The 19910-nt window shown below is 34.2% G+C and carries 24 protein-coding genes; 7 read left to right on the forward strand and 17 right to left on the reverse strand.

The genetic code is table 11. The annotated features are described in order from the left end of the window. Positions 1-34: 34 nt before the first annotated feature. The 6 genes from B5X55_RS03565 to B5X55_RS03590 all read right to left on the reverse strand — a co-directional run bounded on the left by B5X55_RS03565 (position 35) and on the right by B5X55_RS03590 (position 4124). A complete protein-coding gene (locus B5X55_RS03565) occupies positions 35-289 on the reverse strand; it encodes a hypothetical protein (protein WP_234999656.1) in 255 nt (84 codons plus the stop codon). Between the two features lie 234 nt (positions 290-523). Then, positions 524-2062 (reverse strand): DUF4301 family protein, encoded by a 1539-nt coding sequence (locus B5X55_RS03570; protein WP_079511236.1) that lies wholly within the window; start codon positions 2060-2062, stop codon positions 524-526. Next, positions 2059-2622 carry an AAA family ATPase gene (locus B5X55_RS03575; RefSeq protein ID WP_079511237.1) on the reverse strand — a complete coding sequence of 188 codons (564 nt, stop codon included), beginning with the start codon at positions 2620-2622 and terminating at the stop codon, positions 2059-2061. Before B5X55_RS03575 ends, B5X55_RS03570 begins: the two co-directional genes overlap by 4 nt. Next, the gene (pnuC, locus tag B5X55_RS03580) at positions 2583-3215 is read right to left on the reverse strand and encodes a nicotinamide riboside transporter PnuC (protein ID WP_079511238.1); all 633 of its coding nucleotides are present in this window, start codon (positions 3213-3215) and stop codon (positions 2583-2585) included. Before pnuC ends, B5X55_RS03575 begins: the two co-directional genes overlap by 40 nt. Further along, positions 3199-3459 (reverse strand): thiamine-binding protein, encoded by a 261-nt coding sequence (locus B5X55_RS03585; protein WP_079511239.1) that lies wholly within the window; start codon positions 3457-3459, stop codon positions 3199-3201. Before B5X55_RS03585 ends, pnuC begins: the two co-directional genes overlap by 17 nt. A 26-nt stretch (positions 3460-3485) precedes the next feature. Then, positions 3486-4124 (reverse strand): 4'-phosphopantetheinyl transferase family protein, encoded by a 639-nt coding sequence (locus B5X55_RS03590; RefSeq protein WP_079511240.1) that lies wholly within the window; start codon positions 4122-4124, stop codon positions 3486-3488. Positions 4125-4207: 83 nt separating this feature from the next. Between B5X55_RS03590 and ahcY the strand changes: the two genes are divergently transcribed. Further along, positions 4208-5524 carry an adenosylhomocysteinase gene (ahcY, locus tag B5X55_RS03595; protein ID WP_079511241.1) on the forward strand — a complete coding sequence of 439 codons (1317 nt, stop codon included), beginning with the start codon at positions 4208-4210 and terminating at the stop codon, positions 5522-5524. 68 nt (positions 5525-5592) lie between these two features. Here ahcY and B5X55_RS03600 read toward each other — a convergent pair whose 3' ends face one another. Beyond that, the gene (locus tag B5X55_RS03600; protein ID WP_079511242.1) at positions 5593-6177 is read right to left on the reverse strand and encodes a DUF3332 domain-containing protein; all 585 of its coding nucleotides are present in this window, start codon (positions 6175-6177) and stop codon (positions 5593-5595) included. Positions 6178-6408: 231 nt separating this feature from the next. Between B5X55_RS03600 and B5X55_RS03605 the strand changes: the two genes are divergently transcribed. Then, the gene (locus tag B5X55_RS03605) at positions 6409-6930 is read left to right on the forward strand and encodes a 5' nucleotidase, NT5C type (RefSeq protein ID WP_079511243.1); all 522 of its coding nucleotides are present in this window, start codon (positions 6409-6411) and stop codon (positions 6928-6930) included. A gap of 87 nt (positions 6931-7017) precedes the next feature. Here B5X55_RS03605 and rpmA read toward each other — a convergent pair whose 3' ends face one another. The 3 genes from rpmA to B5X55_RS03620 all read right to left on the reverse strand — a co-directional run bounded on the left by rpmA (position 7018) and on the right by B5X55_RS03620 (position 8536). Next, positions 7018-7278, reverse strand: a complete 261-nt coding sequence (gene rpmA, locus B5X55_RS03610; protein WP_079511244.1) for a 50S ribosomal protein L27 — start codon at positions 7276-7278, stop codon at positions 7018-7020. 40 nt (positions 7279-7318) lie between these two features. Further along, positions 7319-7984, reverse strand: a complete 666-nt coding sequence (rplU, locus tag B5X55_RS03615) for a 50S ribosomal protein L21 (protein ID WP_079511245.1) — start codon at positions 7982-7984, stop codon at positions 7319-7321. 96 nt (positions 7985-8080) lie between these two features. Beyond that, entirely contained in the window at positions 8081-8536 is a 456-nt protein-coding gene (locus tag B5X55_RS03620) for a DUF4199 domain-containing protein (protein WP_079511246.1), read from the reverse strand. 174 nt (positions 8537-8710) lie between these two features. On the opposite strand from B5X55_RS03620, the gene B5X55_RS03625 reads away from it, so the two are divergent. Next, positions 8711-10033, forward strand: a complete 1323-nt coding sequence (locus B5X55_RS03625; RefSeq protein WP_079511587.1) for a M16 family metallopeptidase — start codon at positions 8711-8713, stop codon at positions 10031-10033. 6 nt (positions 10034-10039) lie between these two features. Next, positions 10040-12112 carry a M16 family metallopeptidase gene (locus B5X55_RS03630; protein ID WP_079511247.1) on the forward strand — a complete coding sequence of 691 codons (2073 nt, stop codon included), beginning with the start codon at positions 10040-10042 and terminating at the stop codon, positions 12110-12112. Between the two features lie 72 nt (positions 12113-12184). On the opposite strand, the gene B5X55_RS03635 is transcribed toward B5X55_RS03630, so the two are convergent. After that, entirely contained in the window at positions 12185-12928 is a 744-nt protein-coding gene (locus B5X55_RS03635; protein WP_079511248.1) for a head GIN domain-containing protein, read from the reverse strand. 88 nt (positions 12929-13016) lie between these two features. After that, entirely contained in the window at positions 13017-13892 is an 876-nt protein-coding gene (locus B5X55_RS03640; protein ID WP_079511249.1) for a DMT family transporter, read from the reverse strand. 157 nt (positions 13893-14049) lie between these two features. Here B5X55_RS03640 and B5X55_RS03645 point away from each other — a divergent pair, with 157 nt between their 5' ends. After that, positions 14050-14406 (forward strand): heavy-metal-associated domain-containing protein, encoded by a 357-nt coding sequence (locus tag B5X55_RS03645; protein WP_079511250.1) that lies wholly within the window; start codon positions 14050-14052, stop codon positions 14404-14406. 1 nt (position 14407) lies between these two features. Continuing rightward, positions 14408-14830, forward strand: coding sequence for a hypothetical protein (locus B5X55_RS03650; protein WP_079511251.1), 423 nt, complete (start codon positions 14408-14410; stop codon positions 14828-14830). Positions 14831-14854: 24 nt separating this feature from the next. Here the strand turns inward: B5X55_RS03650 and B5X55_RS03655 are convergent, their stop codons facing one another. Genes B5X55_RS03655 through mutY form a run of 5 tightly spaced genes read right to left on the reverse strand, consistent with a single transcriptional unit; the run spans position 14855 to position 19248 of the window. Next, the gene (locus tag B5X55_RS03655; protein ID WP_079511252.1) at positions 14855-15802 is read right to left on the reverse strand and encodes a pyridoxal-phosphate dependent enzyme; all 948 of its coding nucleotides are present in this window, start codon (positions 15800-15802) and stop codon (positions 14855-14857) included. A gap of 12 nt (positions 15803-15814) precedes the next feature. After that, positions 15815-16372 carry a gliding motility lipoprotein GldD gene (gene gldD / locus B5X55_RS03660; RefSeq protein WP_079511253.1) on the reverse strand — a complete coding sequence of 186 codons (558 nt, stop codon included), beginning with the start codon at positions 16370-16372 and terminating at the stop codon, positions 15815-15817. Then, the gene (locus B5X55_RS03665; RefSeq protein WP_079511254.1) at positions 16362-17690 is read right to left on the reverse strand and encodes a gliding motility-associated protein GldE; all 1329 of its coding nucleotides are present in this window, start codon (positions 17688-17690) and stop codon (positions 16362-16364) included. Before B5X55_RS03665 ends, gldD begins: the two co-directional genes overlap by 11 nt. A 19-nt stretch (positions 17691-17709) precedes the next feature. Further along, positions 17710-18171, reverse strand: coding sequence for a single-stranded DNA-binding protein (locus B5X55_RS03670; protein ID WP_079511255.1), 462 nt, complete (start codon positions 18169-18171; stop codon positions 17710-17712). 27 nt (positions 18172-18198) lie between these two features. Then, positions 18199-19248 carry an A/G-specific adenine glycosylase gene (gene mutY / locus B5X55_RS03675; protein ID WP_079511256.1) on the reverse strand — a complete coding sequence of 350 codons (1050 nt, stop codon included), beginning with the start codon at positions 19246-19248 and terminating at the stop codon, positions 18199-18201. 127 nt (positions 19249-19375) lie between these two features. Between mutY and B5X55_RS03680 the strand changes: the two genes are divergently transcribed. Continuing rightward, positions 19376-19666 (forward strand): HU family DNA-binding protein, encoded by a 291-nt coding sequence (locus B5X55_RS03680; protein ID WP_027065813.1) that lies wholly within the window; start codon positions 19376-19378, stop codon positions 19664-19666. The last annotated feature ends 244 nt before the right edge of the window (positions 19667-19910 follow it).

The raw sequence follows: 19910 nt of genomic DNA on the forward strand, positions 1-19910 counted from the left end.
GCTCTTTATTAATAACTAAATTGAATAGGGGGAATTACATTTCTAGCCAGTTATTATTGGCATCTGCATAAAGCACCATCGAAGTACCATCTTCCATTGACACTTCTAACTTATACTTATTTTCATCATCAACATACGCTTTATTGAACATCGCCTCAACATAATCTGTCTCTAATGCTTCTATAATTGGCGTTGGCACATCAGAAGCGGCTACTTCAGTATAATCTTGTGAAAATACATCTTCCATTATACCTTCATTAAATATAATTGGAGTAGCTGCAGTTCTCATTATTAAACTACCTATTGCTAAAGCTGTTGCAAAAACTAATTTTTAAATTAAACAATCTTATAAACCGTATTAGAAAAATTATGCCAAGACATCTTACGGCTCAATGTTTACCTTAAAACATTAACCATCAACAATCTGCAATAATATCCGTTGACTTAAAAACTGGTTAAAAGTGTGCGTAAATGAAAAAAGCGTGTAGAAACTACACACTTTTAACTCTAATGTTTATTTTAATTATGCCTGATGTGAATCTTTCAAAAGATCAACCACACTTTTAACAGGATTAAAGGTTACTAAAGGTACTTCCACAAAAATGGTATTCCAGAATGCCATTGCTCCGTTCCAAAGACCTGGAAGTTCTAATGCTTTTAATTCTTTGCCATCTTTTGTTTTATCGGTAATAAATCCTTGTTTATCATCTACGAACTTTATAAGGTCATATTTCTCTCCTTTATAATTACGTACGCCACACACCAAATCAACGGGATTAAAGTGTGTTGAGTTCTTCATAATATCTGCTTGTGCATTATTGCTCATATCTATTTGAGCAGATTCAATAATTTGTAAAGAAACCTCCCCTTTTGCATTTGACACCCAAAACGGACCACCCCCAGGCTCACCTTCATTTTTAACCATACCACCTATGCGAATGGGCCTATTGATTTTATCTTTAAGAATTCCTGTTTTTTCTGATCTAGATTTTGAATCGAAATTTTTAGTAAACCTAACATTTAGGTGCTCGTTTAAAAATGCTTTAATTTTAGAAATATTTGCATCCGATAAGTCTCCCCTATCTAACTGCCCGGCATAATCAAATGCCTTTTGCTGAACTTTTAATAGAATCCCTGCTAATACCTTCTTACTGTCCGCTACAGCCTTAGCATCTTTCATGACAGCAACATTATCTATATTTTTAATAAAAATAATATCTGCATCTTGGTCGTTCAAATTTTCAATTAATGCGCCATGGCCTCCTGGTCTAAATAATACTGTCCCATCATCATTTCTAAAGGGCTTATTATCCACATCTACCGCCAAGGTATCGGTAGATGATTTTTGAAAAGAATAAACAATTTCATATTCCAAGCCTGTATCTTTTGAAACTCTAGGTCCGGCATGTGTAAATTCATCTTTGAACATTTCTTCATGTTGTTCAGAAACCGTAAAATGAAGTTTTGCTTTACCATTACTACTGGCGTACAAAGCTCCCTCTTTCAAATGCTCCTCAAAAGGAGTGGCGGCAACATCTTTATAATCATGGAATGGTAATAATCCTTTAGGATAAAAACCATAGTTAAGTGCATTCTCACCCATTAACTCTGATACAAATCGGTGTACTTTTTTACCAGTAGAACCATTATGGTTTTGCAACCTTTCTATAACCTTCTTATAGAAAGGCAAACGTTCTAACCCTTCTGAAAAGACCTTTAAATCCTTATCGTTTGTTCTTTCAAAATATGCTTCAAGGGTTTCTTCCTCTGGATTATAAACTTCTAAAAAATTAAATAATGCCTTGAACATGCGTGAAGCAGCACCAGAAGCTGGCACAAATTTCAAAATATCTAAATCTTCTAATTTGGAATCATACAATTTTATTAACTCCTTTTCCTCTGCTTCAGTAAACTTGAGAATTCCATTTCCAATAACAGCTGCATTTTTTAGTTGAACAAAAGGAATACCTTCTTTAAAAGTGTTGACTTGGTCTATCACCTTTTCTTTTGAAATTCCTTTTTCCCTTAATTGCTTTTCGTCGTTCTCTGTAAGTTGTATCATTTATTTAATAACTGATCTATATGGTTAATGGCTTTCTCTAAACGTGTTTTCTTGTTCCCTTTCAAGGTAATAAAATTTTTACCGTATTTTTCTAAAGTGCCTTTAAAATAAGAAAACATTTCTTCTCGTTCGCCAGGCTTATCTCTTAAATCATCAGCCTCCCAAGGAATATCAATATACGTAAGCAAATACAGATTATACGTATTCTCTAAGGCATACTTTTCTAAAATTGGATCACAATTTCCAATATAATACGCTTCCGAATATACTTTTGTTTCTAATAAATCAGTGTCGCATATCAAAATTTTACTTGCTTTTTTGGTCAACTCGTTTTCTAGTCGCATCTGCCCTTCTGCAATTGGAAGCAAATCGTGAGGTTCGCAGGTTTTACGTTCGTCATTCCATTTATCTTGTAAATATTCTCTAGCATACTCTGGCACCCATACTGTATTATAATATCGCGCCAATTGCTCAGATAATGTAGTTTTACCTGTAGATTCGGGTCCAAAAAGTACGACTTTTAAGATGTTTGAAGGTTGCTGTCTATATTTTTCTTCCATGCGTAATAACCATAAACGGCCAATATTGTAAAAATTAGGTATTGAAAGCTAGTAAACGTAAATCCTTTATAGAAATATAATGGAACGGATATTATATCACCAATGATCCAATATATCCAATTTTCTACTTTTCTTTTGGCCATTAACCACATCCCCACAAAAAAGATAGCAGTTGTTACCGTATCGACATAGGCAGTCCAACTAGTCCACTTATCAAAAATTTGATAAACGATAAACACAAATACTATGGTACCTATAAATATTAAAGAAGAAATTTTATGTTCCTTTTTTGTAGCACTAGTAATTGGTGTAAAATGTTCGGCGTCCACCTTTCTCGTCCAAATATACCAACCATACAAACTCATTATAAAGTAGTATATATTAATAAGCATATCGCCAATCAAACCCCATTTTAAAAGTAAGTATACGAAAATTGAAGTACTTAGCAACCCCGTAGGATATACCCAAATATTATTTTGCTTGGAAAACCAAACAGAAAAAAGACCGAAAATTACAGCAATAATCTCAAGAGTGATATCTAAAGTGTCATACGTACTGTATTGACCAAAAAAATAATCAAAAATGGGGCTCATAGTCGCTTCTATCCGATTTTACGATTTTCATAAACAAAAGACCGCGATCCATTAATTCAAATGCTATTTTGATTTCTTGGTTCAGCACTTGCATCACCGTATCATAAGATCCGAATACTTGAGTACTAAGCGGATTTTCAAGAATAGTCAAGCCAGATGCTCTAAGTTTTTTAATAAATTGAATAATATGTTCCTCAAAATCGTCTTGTAGTGGCGAAAAAGTTAATTCTACTGAAATTTCCATAAATAGTCTATTAATATAATGATTTCTTATGCTTTGTTTTTTGTAGCATATACACAAGTAAAATCTTCAAATTCTAAAAAGTGTATACCATAATTTGATAAGATACCTTTATAAATTATTTGTGCTGATGTTTTATTATCATCAAATGAGAAGTCATGCACATTTATATGATGTAAAAAACTTAACCCTCGCTCCCCATAAATTTTATACAGCGATTCTTTAGCTCCCCAAACAATTGTCAATTTTCTAATAATTGCAGCAGTATTCGCTAAGGTTCGGTACTCTTCAAATGGCGTAAACTTATGTGCTATGCGAAGAATCTTATCTCGTTGCATTTCAATATCGATACCTGCCTCCTCAGAGGCACTTACAATTATTCCTGTAAAATTATGTGAATGTGTAATAGAAATAAATTTACCATCCTTCAAGTGTGGTTTTCCGTTTGTATCATAAATCAAATCAAAATCGGTATACCCATATGTAGTTAATAAATGCCGTATGCTCAAAAAAGCCCTTCGATGTAACTCTGACTTCATACCATCGAATCTTTTTTGGCAATGTGTAGTAAGTTCAATATTCTCCCAAAGCTTATCTTCAGTCTCGTCAACCTTCCAAATTGCTAAGGAAGTTTCTTCATTTAATGTTATAGTTTTGTAAAGCGGCATGAGATTATTAGGGTTATTCGTACCTTTGTGGCTTATTAAAAATTGCTTATCACAGATAAACGAAAGTATAAAATAATAAAGATATGAGCACGAAAACTATTCCGTATGTGCCTTATAAGGTTAAGGATATTTCCCTTGCTGACTGGGGAAGAAAAGAAATTGAATTGGCAGAAGCAGAAATGCCAGGACTAATGTCGTTAAGAGAAGAGTATAAAAACGAGCAACCTTTAAAAGGGGCCCGTATTGCCGGATGTCTTCACATGACAATTCAAACAGCTGTATTAATTGAAACACTAACGGCTTTAGGTGCTGAAGTAACTTGGAGCTCATGTAATATATTTTCCACTCAAGACCAAGCTGCTGCTGCAATTGCAGCAACAGGTGTACCTGTTTATGCTTGGAAAGGAATGAATGAAGAAGAATTTGATTGGTGTATAGAACAGACCTTATTTTTTAGTGAAGACAGAAAGCCATTAAATATGATTTTAGATGACGGTGGTGACCTTACTAATATGGTATTGGATAAATACCCAGAAATGGCTGTTGGCATTAAAGGGCTTTCAGAAGAAACCACTACCGGTGTTCACCGATTGTACGAGCGCGTTAAAAAAGGTACACTACCTATGCCCGCAATAAATGTTAATGATTCTGTTACTAAATCGAAATTTGATAATAAATATGGCTGTCGTGAAAGTGCTGTTGATGCCATTCGGAGAGCTACAGATACAATGCTCGCGGGTAAGCGTGTTGTTGTTGCAGGTTATGGTGATGTAGGTAAAGGTACTGCTGCATCATTCAAAGGAGCTGGGTCAATTGTTACCGTTACAGAAATCGACCCAATTTGCGCATTACAAGCCTGCATGGACGGTTTCGAAGTTAAGAAGCTTGAAACGGTTATTGGTAATGCCGATATCGTTATTACTACTACTGGAAACAAAGACATTATTAGAGCTGAGCATTTTGAAGCGCTTAAGGATAAAGCCATTGTTTGCAATATTGGTCATTTTGATAATGAAATCGATATGGGTTGGTTAAATAAGAATCATGGTAATACCAAAGATGAAATTAAACCTCAGGTAGATAAATACACTATTAAAGGAAAAGACATTATCATTTTAGCCGAAGGTAGATTGGTAAACTTAGGTTGTGCAACTGGCCACCCAAGTTTTGTAATGAGTAATTCCTTTACGAACCAAACTTTGGCTCAAATAGAACTTTGGAAGAATAGTGATAACTATGACAACAATGTATATATGCTACCAAAGTATTTAGATGAAAAGGTAGCTAAACTTCACTTGTCCCGCTTAGGTGCTGAACTTACCGAATTAAAGCAAGAACAAGCTGAATATATTGGCGTAACTGTTGAAGGGCCTTATAAACCAGAGTACTACAGATATTAAAATATCGGTTATAAATTAAAAAGGTCCTGATTTTCATCAGGACCTTTTTTTGTTTAAAATTCTTAGTTTTAGTTGTTTTCAGCCAACATACCATTTAAGTAATAACAATCGGTTTGTTCTTTAATTTGAGCTAAACCTTCTTCTTTTGAACTCAACGGATTAATCTTAACCTCTTTTCCGTTAGGCATGTAAACAATATAAAATCCTTCTTCAAAAGAAGATAGTTTTATTATTTCTCCATTTGGACGAACTGCATTCCATGATTTTTCACTTGGCTTATACACCAAATCAATTTTCTTATCTTTCTTAGGACCCTCTACCACTGTTACTTGCAATCTATTTTTGGTAGCGGTCATTTCAAATGTATTACCATCTCTTTCTACCATTTGGGTTTCTATATCACCTTCTTCCATCGCAATTGGGTTAGATCCACTCCAAAACTCTATAACGTTAAAAATAATAGCATCACCTAAAAAGAAAAGACCATATACCGGAATAATGTTCAATCCCCAAAATACAAGGTTATTAACAAACTTACTATCTGATAAGCCTTGATTCCAGTCTTTTAAATTATTAAAAGCGCTAAAAGAACCCAAACAACTAGAGAATAATAACGTACTAGCCATTGCAACACAAATGATTGATTTTTTCATGATTAAGATTGTTTAAAATTATATTTTAAAGTAGCTAAAATTTATAGAGAAACCTATGCTGATATAATTATATTATTGACTTCATACCGATTTTCAATAAATATTAGGCCTTAGATTATTCGCTTCTAATAGTCCTGTCTATAAGTATATCGTAAACATTAAGTAATAACTTTATAATTTTCATTTTCTCATTAAAAGCGTTTTTCCGTACTTCGTTAAAAATAAAATTATATGATACTATTTGTAGATATGGATGAGGTAATTGCTGACACCTATGGTGCTCATATAGAGCTTTACAATGCCGAATTCAATGGTGAACTAACTTCGGAATTATGCTCTGGATCAGAAGTATGGCGAATGGTACCTGAAGCGCATCAAGATAGTGTTAGAAAACATGCTACTAGAAGAGGTTTTTTCAGAAACCTTAAACTTATACCTGGCAGTCAAGAAATCTTATCAAAATTAGCAAGTAAACATGAAGTTTATATAGCATCTGCAGCAATGCAGTTCCCAAATTCTCTTGAAGAGAAGAGCGAATGGCTAGATGAGCATTTTCCTTTTATACCATGGCAAAATCGAATTCTTTGTGGACATAAGCATGTTTTAAAGGGTGATATATTAATTGATGATAGAAATTATAACCTAGAGAATTTCGAGGGTCGTGGCTTACAATTTACATCACCACACAATGTTAATACAAAAGGTTTTGAACGTGTAAACTCTTGGTTTGAAATTGGAGAGAAACTTTTGTAATAGTAGTATTATATTATACTTCAAAAATTATTAAACACAAAAAACCTCTTCATTTCTGAAGAGGTTTTTTATAATGTGCTATTTAGTTTAAGCTTCGAAAGGATCAATGGAAACAAATGATTTTCCACCAGCTTTTTTCGTAAACTTTACTAAACCATCTACACGTGCGTGTAATGTATGATCTTTTCCTGCGTAAACATTTTCACCAGGATTGTGTCTTGTTCCTCTCTGTCTAACTAAAATGTTACCAGCGATTGCAGCCTGACCACCAAAAATCTTAACACCTAATCGTTTTGATTCTGACTCTCTACCGTTTTTCGAACTACCTACACCTTTCTTATGTGCCATTGTCTAAGGTTTTAAATATTATTATACTTAATGGGTCAGCTTATTTAGCCACACCACCATCTAATTCGTCTTGCCATTTCTGTAACTCGTCCCATTTACCATCAGCAGCTAATTGTGCTTGCTTTGGCCAAGTATCTGTTACATGATTTCCACGTACATCAGCAATAATTTCAGAAATTTTTGCTGAATCAGTTTTTGCTAGCTCTGCAAAAGTAGAAATACCTGCAGCACTTAAAGTTTCGGCAATTTTTGGTCCGATACCTTCAATCTTCTTCAAATCGTCACCTTTACCTGTAGCTTTTTTAGCTTTTGGCTTAGCTGCAACTGGAGCGGCTTTAGCTTCTTCTTTTTTAGCTTTTGGTTCAGCTTTCTTAGCTTCTGCTTTTTTAGCTCCTTTTGAAATGATAGATTCAATTACAATCTCAGTTAAAGATTGACGATGTCCATTTTTCTTTCTGTAACCCTTACGTCTTTTCTTATGAAAAACGATTACTTTGTCACCTCTAAGGTGTTTAACGACTTTAGCCTCTACTGCGGCTCCGTCTATAGCCGGGGCGCCAACAGTAACGTTCGATCCATCAGCCAAAAGAAGTACATTGTCAAAAGTGACTTTCTTACCTTCTTCTACCTGTAAACGGTGAACGTACACTTTCTGGTCTTTTGCAACTTTAAATTGCTGCCCTGCCATCTCTACAATTGCGTACATATTGTTAAATGTAAAAATTAAACCTGATGGATTTTTTCCATAGGCGGGTGCAAATATAATTCTTAATCATGAATTTACAAGCGTTTTTTAAGATTTTTAATTACGCTTATTTTTGGTGGTATTTGAACTTTTGAAAAGTTGCATAAATGATAGTGTCAACACCAAACTAGTCGTAAAACCCATAGTTGCAACAACTAAAAATACAATGGCCTCAAAACTTCGATACGTATTTGCCCAACGCGTTGATAGTTCTTCTAGAAAACCCGGCTGAAGCTCAGTAGAATATATCGCGAAAAATATGGTGAATATTAATGTCGCAACCCCACCTGTAATTAAACCAGCCATAAAACCAGTTGCATAAGAAAAAGAGCCCCCTTTTTTTAGTTTAAAATACTTGATGGCTTCAAAAATTGCAAATCCAGTAATGATTGTATTAAAAAGACTGTAAAACACGTTGGTATGCAATCCCAGTAGAGATAATATTAAAAAGTAAGCAATTAAACACCCACTAGCTGCAACTCCAAATCGAATAGGTAAGGCATAGTTATTCATCTTTGAAAATATTTTTTTTGTTTAGACATTTAAGATAATGAATAAACAACAATAACTTTGATAAAAATTGTTAAAGAATACATATCTTGAGGATTGTTCCTACAAAATGGCTTTTTGACGTAACAAAACGATAATAATACCTACTAATAGTTCGGAATATTTAAAAAAATGCTAATGAAACACAAACTACTATTGGTCACGGCCATATTATTTAATGGATTATTAGCCTTCGCACAAGAGGTTAATTTTGAAGAGTATGACTTAAATAATGGCCTTCACGTAATTTTACATCAAGATAATACGGCACCTATTATCTCAATTTCTGTTCTTTATCACGTAGGCTCTAAAGATGAGGACCCAGAACGCACTGGTTTCGCACATTTTTTCGAGCATCTACTTTTTGAAGGTACTGAAAACATAGAAAAAGGAAAATGGGATCAAATCGTATCATCAAATGGCGGTTCTGGAAATGCCACTACAGATGAAGACAGAACATATTATTATGAGGTTTTCCCATCAAACAATTTACAATTAGGCCTTTGGTTAGAATCAGAAAGAATGTTGCATCCTGTCATTAACCAAAAGGGGGTCGATACGCAGAATGAAGTTGTAAAGGAGGAAAAAAGGCTGCGTGTAGATAATTCACCTTATGGTAAGTTTATTGAAAACATAAAGAAGAATCTCTTTAAAAATCATCCTTATAAGGAAACCGTAATTGGCAAAATGGACCATTTAGATGCTGCTACTCTAGAAGAATTCATAGCATTTCAGAAAAAATTCTATGTCCCTAATAATGCCGTATTGGTGATTGCAGGCGATTTTAAAAAAGAGAATGCTAGAAAGCTGATTTCAGATTATTTCAGCACCATCCCTAAAGGTCAAGAAATTTCTAGAAACTTCCCTAAAGAGGAACCTATTTTAGAACAAATCAACGCAAAAACTTACGACCCAAATATTCAAATTCCGGCTACAATGATTGCTTATAGAACTCCCGGACTTAAAAATAGAGACAGTCAGGTATTAGATATGATATCTACTTATTTAAGTGATGGACCTTCATCTAAACTCTACAAGAAAATAGTTGACGAACAAAAGCAAGCATTACAGGTAGGCGCTTTTCCTGCTACACAAGAAGATTACGGCATGTATATTGTTTTTGCCTTGCCTGTAGGGGAAACCAGCTTGGAAATGCTTAACACAGAAATGGAGGAAGAAATCGAGAAATTGAGAACTAATCTTATATCTGAAAATGATTATCAAAAACTACAGAATAAATTTGAAAATCAATTTGTGAACAGTAATTCTAGTGTTGAAGGCATCGCAAATTCTTTAGCTGAATACTATATGCTTTATGGCGATACTTCTTTGATAAATAAAGAAATAGAAGTTTACAGATCTATCACTAAAGAGGAAATAAAAGAAGTAGCCAACAAATATTTAAATCCTAATCAAAGATTGGTGTTAGAATACCTACCTGAACAAAATACTGCAAACTAAAAAATTATGAAAACTACATATATATTATTATTCACCCTTTTCTGCTTCTTCGCCTTACAAGCGCAAGTAGACCGTTCTATTATGCCAACACCGGGTGCGGCGCCAGAAATTAATTTAGGCGAACCCGAAACTTTTAATCTAAATAATGGCTTAAAAGTCTTAGTTGTTGAAAATCATAAATTACCTAGAGTATCCATTCAATTGTCAATAGATAATCCACCTATTTTAGAAGGTGATAAGGCTGGCGTTGCCAGTTTAACAGGAAGCCTACTAGGCAAGGGCTCTAAAAACATTGCCAAAGATGAATTCAACGAAGAAATTGATTTTTTAGGCGCTCGACTTAGCTATAGTTCACAAGGTGCTTACGCTCAATCTCTTTCTAAATATTTTCCTAGGATGATGGAACTTATGGCCGATGCTGCTATATATCCAAACTTCACACAAGAAGAATTTGACAAGGAAAAAGATAAAATTCTTGCAGGACTTAAAGCTGAAGAAAAGGTAGTTTCTGCTATATCAGGTAGAGTACAACGCGCACTAGCCTATGGGAAAAACCACCCATATGGGGAATTCGCTACTGAGAAAACTGTAAATAATGTTACCCTTGCTGATGTAGAGGAATTTTACAGGGATTATTTTGTGCCTTCAAATGCCTATCTAATTGTAATTGGAGACGTAACCTTAGATGAAGTCAAGACATTGACAGACACCTTTTTCACCTCATGGACGAAGGCCGTACCGCCAAGTTTCAGCTATTCGGAACCTAAAAACGTACCGAACACACAGATAAATTTAGTTGACATGCCCAATGCTGTACAATCTGAAATTACCGTACAGAATATTGTTACCCTAAAAATGAAAGATGATGATTTTATTGCCGCATTATTAGCAAATCAAATTTTAGGAGGCGGTTCTGATAGTAGGCTAAACCTAAATCTTAGAGAAGATAAAGGGTTTACCTACGGAGCATATACTTCATTAGGAAATGACAAATACGCTCCTTCAAGATTCACAGCTTCAGCAGAGGTAAGAAACATGGTTACCGACAGTTCAATAGTAGAAATATTAAAAGAACTTGAGCTTATTAATGCTCAACCGGTCACTGAAAAAGAGCTTAAAACCACTAAAGCATTATATGCCGGAAGTTTTATAATGGCTTTAGAAAACCCACAGACCATTGCAAGGTATGCTTTGAATGTAGAAAAGGAAGATTTACCAAAAGACTTTTATAAATCATTTTTAGAAAAACTAGAGAACGTTAGTAAAGCGGATGTAGAACTAGCTGCCAAAAAGTATTTCAATGTTAACAATGCACGCGTTGTAGTAGTAGGAAAAGGAAGTGAAATTTTATCGAGTCTTGAAAATATTGATTTCCATGGTAAAAAATTACCTGTTTTGTCTTATTCTAAAACAGCCGATAGAATCGAAACTCCTGATTATAAAGCATCGGCACCTGAAGGCATTACAGTCAAAACAGTTATTGAAAAATACATTAAATCAATCGGAGGCAAAGCCAAATTGGAAGCCGCTAAATCTTACGCCATGACTGCTGCTGCAGAAATGCAAGGAATGAAGCTTGAGCTAGAAATGAAGAAAACCACTAATAATCAATTTATGCAGGATGTAAAAATGATGGGGAATTCGATGAGCAAGCAAGTACTTAATGGTGATAGTGGCTATATGGTAGCACAAGGCCAACGTAAAGATTTCTCAGAGGAGGAAGTCATGAAAATTAAAGAGGAGTCAGCACTTTTTCCTGAACTAAACTATGCGACACTTGAAGGAATATCATTAGAAGGCATGGAAATGGTTGGCGACAAAAATGCATACAAACTAAAGGTAAACGACAATAAATTGGCCTTTTACGATATAGAAACCGGACTAAAACTGCAAGAGGTTAATATAACCGAAATGCAAGGACAGCAAATGACAAGTACTTCTAACTTTGAAAATTACCAAGAAGTAGACGGAATTTTATTCCCATTTAAATTAATTCAAACAGTGGGGCCTCAAAATTTTGAGTTCATAGTTTCTGAAATTAAGATTAATGATGGTGTTTCCGCTATTGATTTTGAATAACATTTGAATTATTAAGTATAGAAAAACCCGCTATCTAGCGGGTTTTTTGTTTTTTCCTGAAAGGCTAAATTACTATCCTATCTTTCTTATTCTCGCTTCGCCAAAAATTAATCCTTTATCTACCTCTGGGTTACCTGAATAGTTTACATTAGTTTCACCATAGCATGTAACTTTTAATCGGTCCACAACATTCACCCTAAAGTTACTTTCACCGTAGGCGGTAATTTTAGTTTCGTCAGCAACCATACCTTCGGTATTTACTTCGCTTTCTCCATATGCTCTAAACACTTGGCGTGATACCGTGCCTTCACCAATTTCCAAATAACTGCTACCATAAATTGCAACGGTCATTTCATCTATAGAAACCGAGTCAAAATAAACTTTTGCCTCACCATACAAGGACATTTTAAAATCATCGGCATTAAAAAGATTTTTACATCTTACTATCTCTTCGCCTCTAATAGATAAATTCTCGAGCTTTCTATAGGTTACTGTAACCGATGCCATGGTACCATTATATAATGGCTTACTGCCTCGCCATTGATTACTAGATATACGCTCAGACTTTGTTACCATCTTAGCACCATCTAAGTACAATCGTAAGGTTCTACCCTCTACTTCTACGTTTATTTTATCTAATGAAATTTTTGCATTATCAATTACAACGCTTTCTTCATCACCTTCAACAAGGTTTACTTCAATATGCGGACTTACAATTAACTTATCAAATGATTTAACGTTATATGTTTTTTCTTGAGCTTGAATTCCGCCTATAATGAATACCAAGGTTAAAGCAGTAAAAATTAATTTTTTCATGAGTTCTAGTTTTTAATCTAATTACTTCTGTTAAAAGACAATACTATATTTTATTTGTTACAGTTGTTTTTGATTTAACCCCCACTAATTATTGTTTTTTTCGATTTACAAGCCATACACCAAACAAAATAATCAGTCCGCCTAATAACTGAACCATTGAAATTCGTTCACCATCTAAAAAGCCCCATAATACTGCTACAAGAGGTATTAAGTATGTTACGGACGCTGCAAAAACCGGGCTAGAAAGCTTGATAAGCTTATTAAATAATATGTTCGCCAATGCTGTACCCAATAATGCCAATGCCAACAGATACCAAACTGCTTGCTGCATAGCAGCACTATCTACAAAATGACTGAAAACCCCTGAATATATAAGCAAAATTAAAGCTGGAAAAAAAGATACTCCAAAACTTGCAGTCGTTACCGCCAATGGGCTTAAATGTGATAAGTGCTTTTTAATGATATTGATATTAAAGGCATAGCCTAATGCAGAAAAAATAATAAAGAACGAATACCAATAGTTTTGATTGATGTTATTCTCCATTCCTGCAGCGATAAGCACTACAGTTCCTAATAGCCCAATAAACACCCCCAGAATCTGCCGGCCTTTTAAGGCTAGTCCAAAAAGAGCAATTCCGACCAAAGTGGTGAACAATGGCGCAACAGAATTTAAAATCGATGTAATGCCACTACTTATTTCCGTTTGCGCTAAAGCAAAGAAAAATGGAGGAAAAAATGAACTACACAGACCAGCAACAACCACCCATTTCCAATCGGCTTTTTCTAGAGTTTTCAATGACTTAAAGCCTATTAAAAAAAGTAAAAGGGAAGCAAATAAAATACGTAGCCCCCCAACTTGAATAGGTGTAAAGCCCAACAATGATTTTTTAATCAGAATAAAAGATGAACCCCATATCATTGATAGAATAATAAGGTAACCCCACTTTTGATCAATATTTTTCAACTCCTTAAATTTTAAGCAAAAGTGGCTTTTTTTCTAAGATAATGATTGGTCTAAGCTCTTATTTTAATAATTGTTTACGGTATGCATTTTCGATATTTGCTATCTTTACAAAAGCATCTTTTTAAGTATTACTTTTTATTAACCATAAAATGTTAAAATGAAAATCAACTATTTACTTCTAAACATTATTATGTTCTGTTTAACAGCAAATATTTTGGTAGCTCAAGACACTTCTAACACAATTACTGTAATTAAATCTGCCTCATCTACAGTCGTTACTCTCGAAATTGATGGTATGGCTTGTCAAGAAGGTTGTGCAGACAAGATAGCTTCGAACCTAAATGAAACAAAAGGTGTTATCTCAGCAGAAGTTAGTTTTAAAGATAAAAATGGAGTTGTCACTTTCGACCAAAATTTAGTTTCTATTGAAGATTTGAAATCTGTAATAACGAGCACCAAAGTAAAGGATTACGAGTATACTATAAATTCAGTTACCACTAAAGATAAAAATTAAAATGAAAAAATTATTTACACTTCTAACTATCGTCGGCCTACTAAGCATAACCTCATGTAAGGAATCTAAAAAGGCAGAAGAAACTTCACGAATGGAACAAGTTATGGACATTCATAATGAAGTAATGCCAAAAATGGGAACTTTAGGTAAACTAGTAGGGCAATTAAAACCTATAGCAGATTCACTTGGCGCAGAGTCTATAGAAGCAAAAGCGATGAAAGATTTACAACAAGCAAATAAATCTATGATGGATTGGATGCAAGGTTTTGGAAATCGTTTTGATCCTGAAGAAATAATGAACGGAAAAGAACTTTCTGAAGAAAAAGAGCAATGGCTAAAGGAAGAAGAAGTGAAGGTTAAAAAAGTGAAAGAGGATATCAATTCTAGCATTCAACGTGCTGAAGAAATTTTAAAAAAGCAATAAACAATTCTAGGAGAACTTAGAGAATTAAAAAGGAAGATTAGATAAATCGACATTTCCACCTGAAATTATAATTCCCACTTTTCTATTTTTTAAAGCCTCTGGGTTCTCTTTAGATTGCCTAATAACTGCAGCTAAAGTTACCGCGCTAGATGGTTCAATGATAATTTTCATTCGTTCCCAAACAAGTTTCATTGCGGCTATAATTTCATCTTCATGTACTCTAATTATTCCGCTAACCAGCTCCTTTATTATAGGAAAATTAATATCACCTAATGTAGTTTTGAGCCCGTCTGCAATGGTATTAACGGTGTCATTACCTTCAATTTTTCCACTCAATAAAGAACGATAAGCATCATCTGCCTCAAAAGGCTCTGCTCCATATACTTTACAATTATCCCCAAAATATTTTGCAGCTAACGCCGAGCCTGCTATGAGTCCGCCTCCACCAACAGGACAAAAAATAAAATCTAAATCAGGATGTTCTTTTAGTAATTCTAAAGCAGCTGTACCTTGACCTAGTATAACATTCGCATCGTTAGAGGGATGTATAAATGTTGCACCAGTCTTTATGGCAATTTCATCTGCTAAAGCCTGCCTAGCCGGCACTGTTGGCTCACACAAATAAATATTGCCACCGTATTCTTTTACGCCAACTTTTTTAACTTCTGGCGCTGTATTTGGCATAACGATATGCGCAGTTATACCAACACTTTGTGCTGCCAAAGACAATGCTTGGGCAAAATTACCAGATGAATGTGTTACCACTCCGTTTTTCTTCTGTTTCTCCGATAATTGCAAAATTGCATTTGTAGCACCTCGCATTTTATAAGCACCTGCCCTTTGAAAATTCTCACATTTAAAAAAGAGATTTGCATTTACTTCCCTGTCTATTAATCTAGAAGTAAGCACTGCGGTATTATGAATAAATGGCTGTATTCGCTTATGACAGTTTAAAAGATTATCTTTTGTCATCATAGTATACAATTAGTTTTTCCACCTAAGGGTTTCTATAATTCCCCTAATATCATTCTGAAGATATGATGCCGCCGGTAGAATAGAATCATAATTAGGTTTTGTATAAAAATAAACCGAGCCCGTAAGAAAATGATTGACACTATCAGTTACAAAAAACTGTGACTGTGAAGCAGCATTGCCCTGAACTTCAAATAAAGCTCCGTATATCTTTTCATCAGGGTTTACGTAAGGTTGCTCCACAATATTATCTGCTTTTACAGCATGCTCGTAACTAAGTCGTTTTGAATCGTTGATTAGTTGTTCCAAATTATTATCTACTTTCTTATAGCTAAGAAAAATAGCTCCCTTCATTTCTGGATACGAAATGGTATATGCCTTATCTCCATTCAACTTAGCCACTGCTAGCTGATTATATTTAAAACTAAAATTTTCAGTTTCTAAATCTGCTAACTTACCTTGCGGATACTCTAAACGAATTTTAGCCTTTGGTTTAGGAATGGGCTCATCTTGACAGCTCATGACAAAAAGAACTACACTCAAAATACCTACTAACGATTTAAGCTTCATGGGGCAGGGTTACTTTTATTTGTTTCAATCTTTTTTTATCCATACCCTCAACCATAAAAGTATAAGATTCAAATAATATCTTTTCACCTCGTTTTGGAAAGCTTCCTGCTTTCTCTAAAACAAAACCTGCAAGGGTTTCTGATTCTCCTTTATTTTCTTCAAAGATATCGCTGTCCTCTAATTTTATTACACGATAAAAATCTTTAAGTGGAGTTTTGCCTTCGAAAACATAATTAAAATCATCCAATTTAGAAAAAATCAAATCTTCATCATCAAATTCATCACTAATATCACCAACTATTTCCTCAATAATATCTTCTAATGTGACCAACCCTGAAGTACCACCATATTCATCTACTACAATTGCCAAGTGATTTTTCTTTTCCTGAAATTCTGCCAATAAATCATCAAGCTTCTTATTTTCAGGAACAAAGTATGGTTCACGTATCAACGTCATCCAATTGAAAGTCTTTCTATCTAAATAAGGCAACAAATCTTTCACATATAAAACGCCTTTAACCGTGTCTATGTTTTCACCAAATACAGGAATACGAGAATAACCGTTTTTCTTTATTTCACCTATAACTTCTAGAAACTTCATCTGCTCATTAAGGGCAAAAATATCGATACGAGGGCGCATTACCTGTTTCGTATCTGTATTACCAAAGGTCACGATACCCTCTAAAATTTTCTTCTCTTCTTTGGTCGTATCGCCATGAGAAGTCAAATCTAATGCTTGAGACAAATGATCTATACTCAAATTCGATTTCTTTTTGCCTAGTTTGTTGTATAAAAACAATGTTCCTGAACGCATAGGTAAACTTAATGGCGAAAAAACAAAATCTAATACACGCAATGGAAATGCCATTAAATGCGAAAAACTCATTCTATTTCTATTAGCATAGACCTTAGGTAGAATTTCACCAAACATTAAAATTAGAAAAGTCGCTACAACTACTTCAAGTAAAAATCGCACAGATACTACTCCAAATAATACTTGATTAACATTTTTGAACAATGTATCTCCAATAATGCTGAACAATAAAACAACACCAATATTAATGGCATTATTGGCAATCAATATGGTAGCCAGTAGTTTTTTTGGGCGCTCAAGCAACTTAATAAGAATAGTACTTTTTGCCGATTTTTCATCTTGTAATTCTTTTATTTCATTTGGCGAAAGACCGAACATTGCCACTTCAGCGCCAGAAATAAGAGCAGAGCACATAAGCAATACACATAGTACGATTATATTAATTGTAAACACACCGTTTACAGCCAATGAAGTCACTAAAAACGGAAAGGGGTCTGGGTCCAATAGTATCTATTATTTATTATTAAAAAGGAAGATCATCCTCGGCCTCTTGGCTTAAAGGTGCAGGAGCCTTAACTGGCTTACTGTTATCATTACTTGCTTTTGGGGTAATAGAAACAGAACTGTTATCATTTGCCCCAGCATCTTTTTTGGTGGTTAAAAAGGTGAAATCTGTTACATGTACTTCAGTACTATATCTTGTGTTACCATCTTCACCTTGCCATTGACGATTTTTCAACCTTCCTTCGACATATACTTTATCGCCTTTACTTAGGTATTTTTCGCAAATTTCGGCAGCTTTGTTTCTAACTACAATGTTATGCCAGTCGGTATTAGTAACTCGCTCACCAGTAGATTTATTGGTGTATGTCTCATTTGTGGCAATTGGAAATCTACCAATACTGCCGCCTCCTTCAAAATAATGCATTTTCACCTCATCACCTAAATGTCCAATCAACATTACCTTATTTAATGTACCGCTCATAACTTAAAGATATAAAAATCAAAAGTACTAAAATTTAAACGCTTTAATAAAATCTGCAATTAAAACAGGCACAGGAAAATTCTTGATTTTTTCAAAGGAAATTTGATTCGGAATTTCAGTGTTAGTGTTTAATATCCAAAATTTAGTGTGTAAATGCTGATGTGATAACTTATGGATGATAGCAACCTCATTAAATTCGATTAATTCAATTTCGCCATTACCTTCAAATAATTGCTTATACCTATTATCTACATCTTCAATTTCTAACATAGAATTTGATTCAATTAATGGAAACTCCCATAAATTTTGCCAAATACCCTTTCCTTTTCTCTGTTGAAGATTTGTAAATCGATTTCCGTCTGCATCAATATATATAGGTATAATATAATTAAAGAATCGATTTCTCACTTTTGTCTTTTTCAGCTTTACGGGCAATTGACCAACAATTCCTTTTTGCAGCGCTACACAGCTTTCATTTAAAGGACAGTGTAAACAAAGTGGTTTTTTTGGTGAGCATTGTATAGCACCAAACTCCATTATACCTTGATTATAATCTCTTATATCATTGACATCCATTACTTTTTCAGCCAATGATTTAAAATACTTTATGCCTTCAGCACTATTAATTGGGATATCGATTCCGAAATATCTAGATAAAACTCTGTACACATTACCGTCTACTACTGCTTGAGGTTCGTTAAAACATATAGAAGAAATGGCACTTGCAGTATAATCACCCACACCTTTCAACTTTAAAAGCTCGTTATAGGTATCTGGAAACTCTCCATTATATTGATTAACGACAATTTTTGCGGTAGCATGTAAATTTCTAGCCCTAGAATAATAGCCCAAACCTTGCCAAAGTTTTAAAACTTCTTCTTCACTTGCATTGGCCATATGATGTACAGTTGGAAATTGCTCAACAAACCTTAAGTAATACGGTGCTCCCTGGGCTACCCGAGTCTGTTGAAGAATAATTTCTGAAAGCCATATTTTGTACGGATCTAAAGATTTGCGCCATGGTAATGAACGCTTATTTTGATGATACCAATCTAAAATTATACCCGAAAATGACATGCTCTTCAATACTAAGTGATAAAAGTAGCAGTTTATATACTTAAAATTAACCCATTAGAAAGAAAGATTGAATTTAATTTATATATTTGCAACCCGAAAAAACATACAGAAAATCTAATATTGAAAGATGACGAAAGCGGAAATTGTATCGAAAATCTCAGATAAGCTGGGAATTGAAAAAGGAGATGTACAAGCTACAGTTGAATCCTTTATGGAAGAGGTAAAAACATCATTGGAAAGTGGTGATAATGTATACCTTAGAGGTTTTGGAAGTTTTATTATTAAAACCAGAGCCGAAAAGACCGGTAGAAATATTTCCAAGAATACAACCATTAAAATACCCGCTCACAACATTCCAGCATTTAAACCTGCAAAGGTTTTTGTAGAAGGAGTTAAGAGCAACGTACACGTAAAATAATTAATCTTAAAAAAAGAACTTTATGCCAAGTGGTAAGAAAAGAAAGAGACATAAGGTAGCTACACACAAGCGCAAGAAGCGTAGAAGAGCTAACCGACACAAGAAAAAGTAGTTTTATAACTACTTTTTCTTTTTACGTTCATTGACATAGAGATCCATATATTGGATTTCGGCAGGTACAATGGTATCTGTCTATGGTATTGTTTAATCAGTTCGTTCCCTACATTTAGTTGGAACGACTAAA

It is taken from the genome of Maribacter arcticus (assembly GCF_900167935.1).
Taxonomy (GTDB): Bacteria; Bacteroidota; Bacteroidia; order Flavobacteriales; family Flavobacteriaceae; genus Maribacter; species Maribacter arcticus.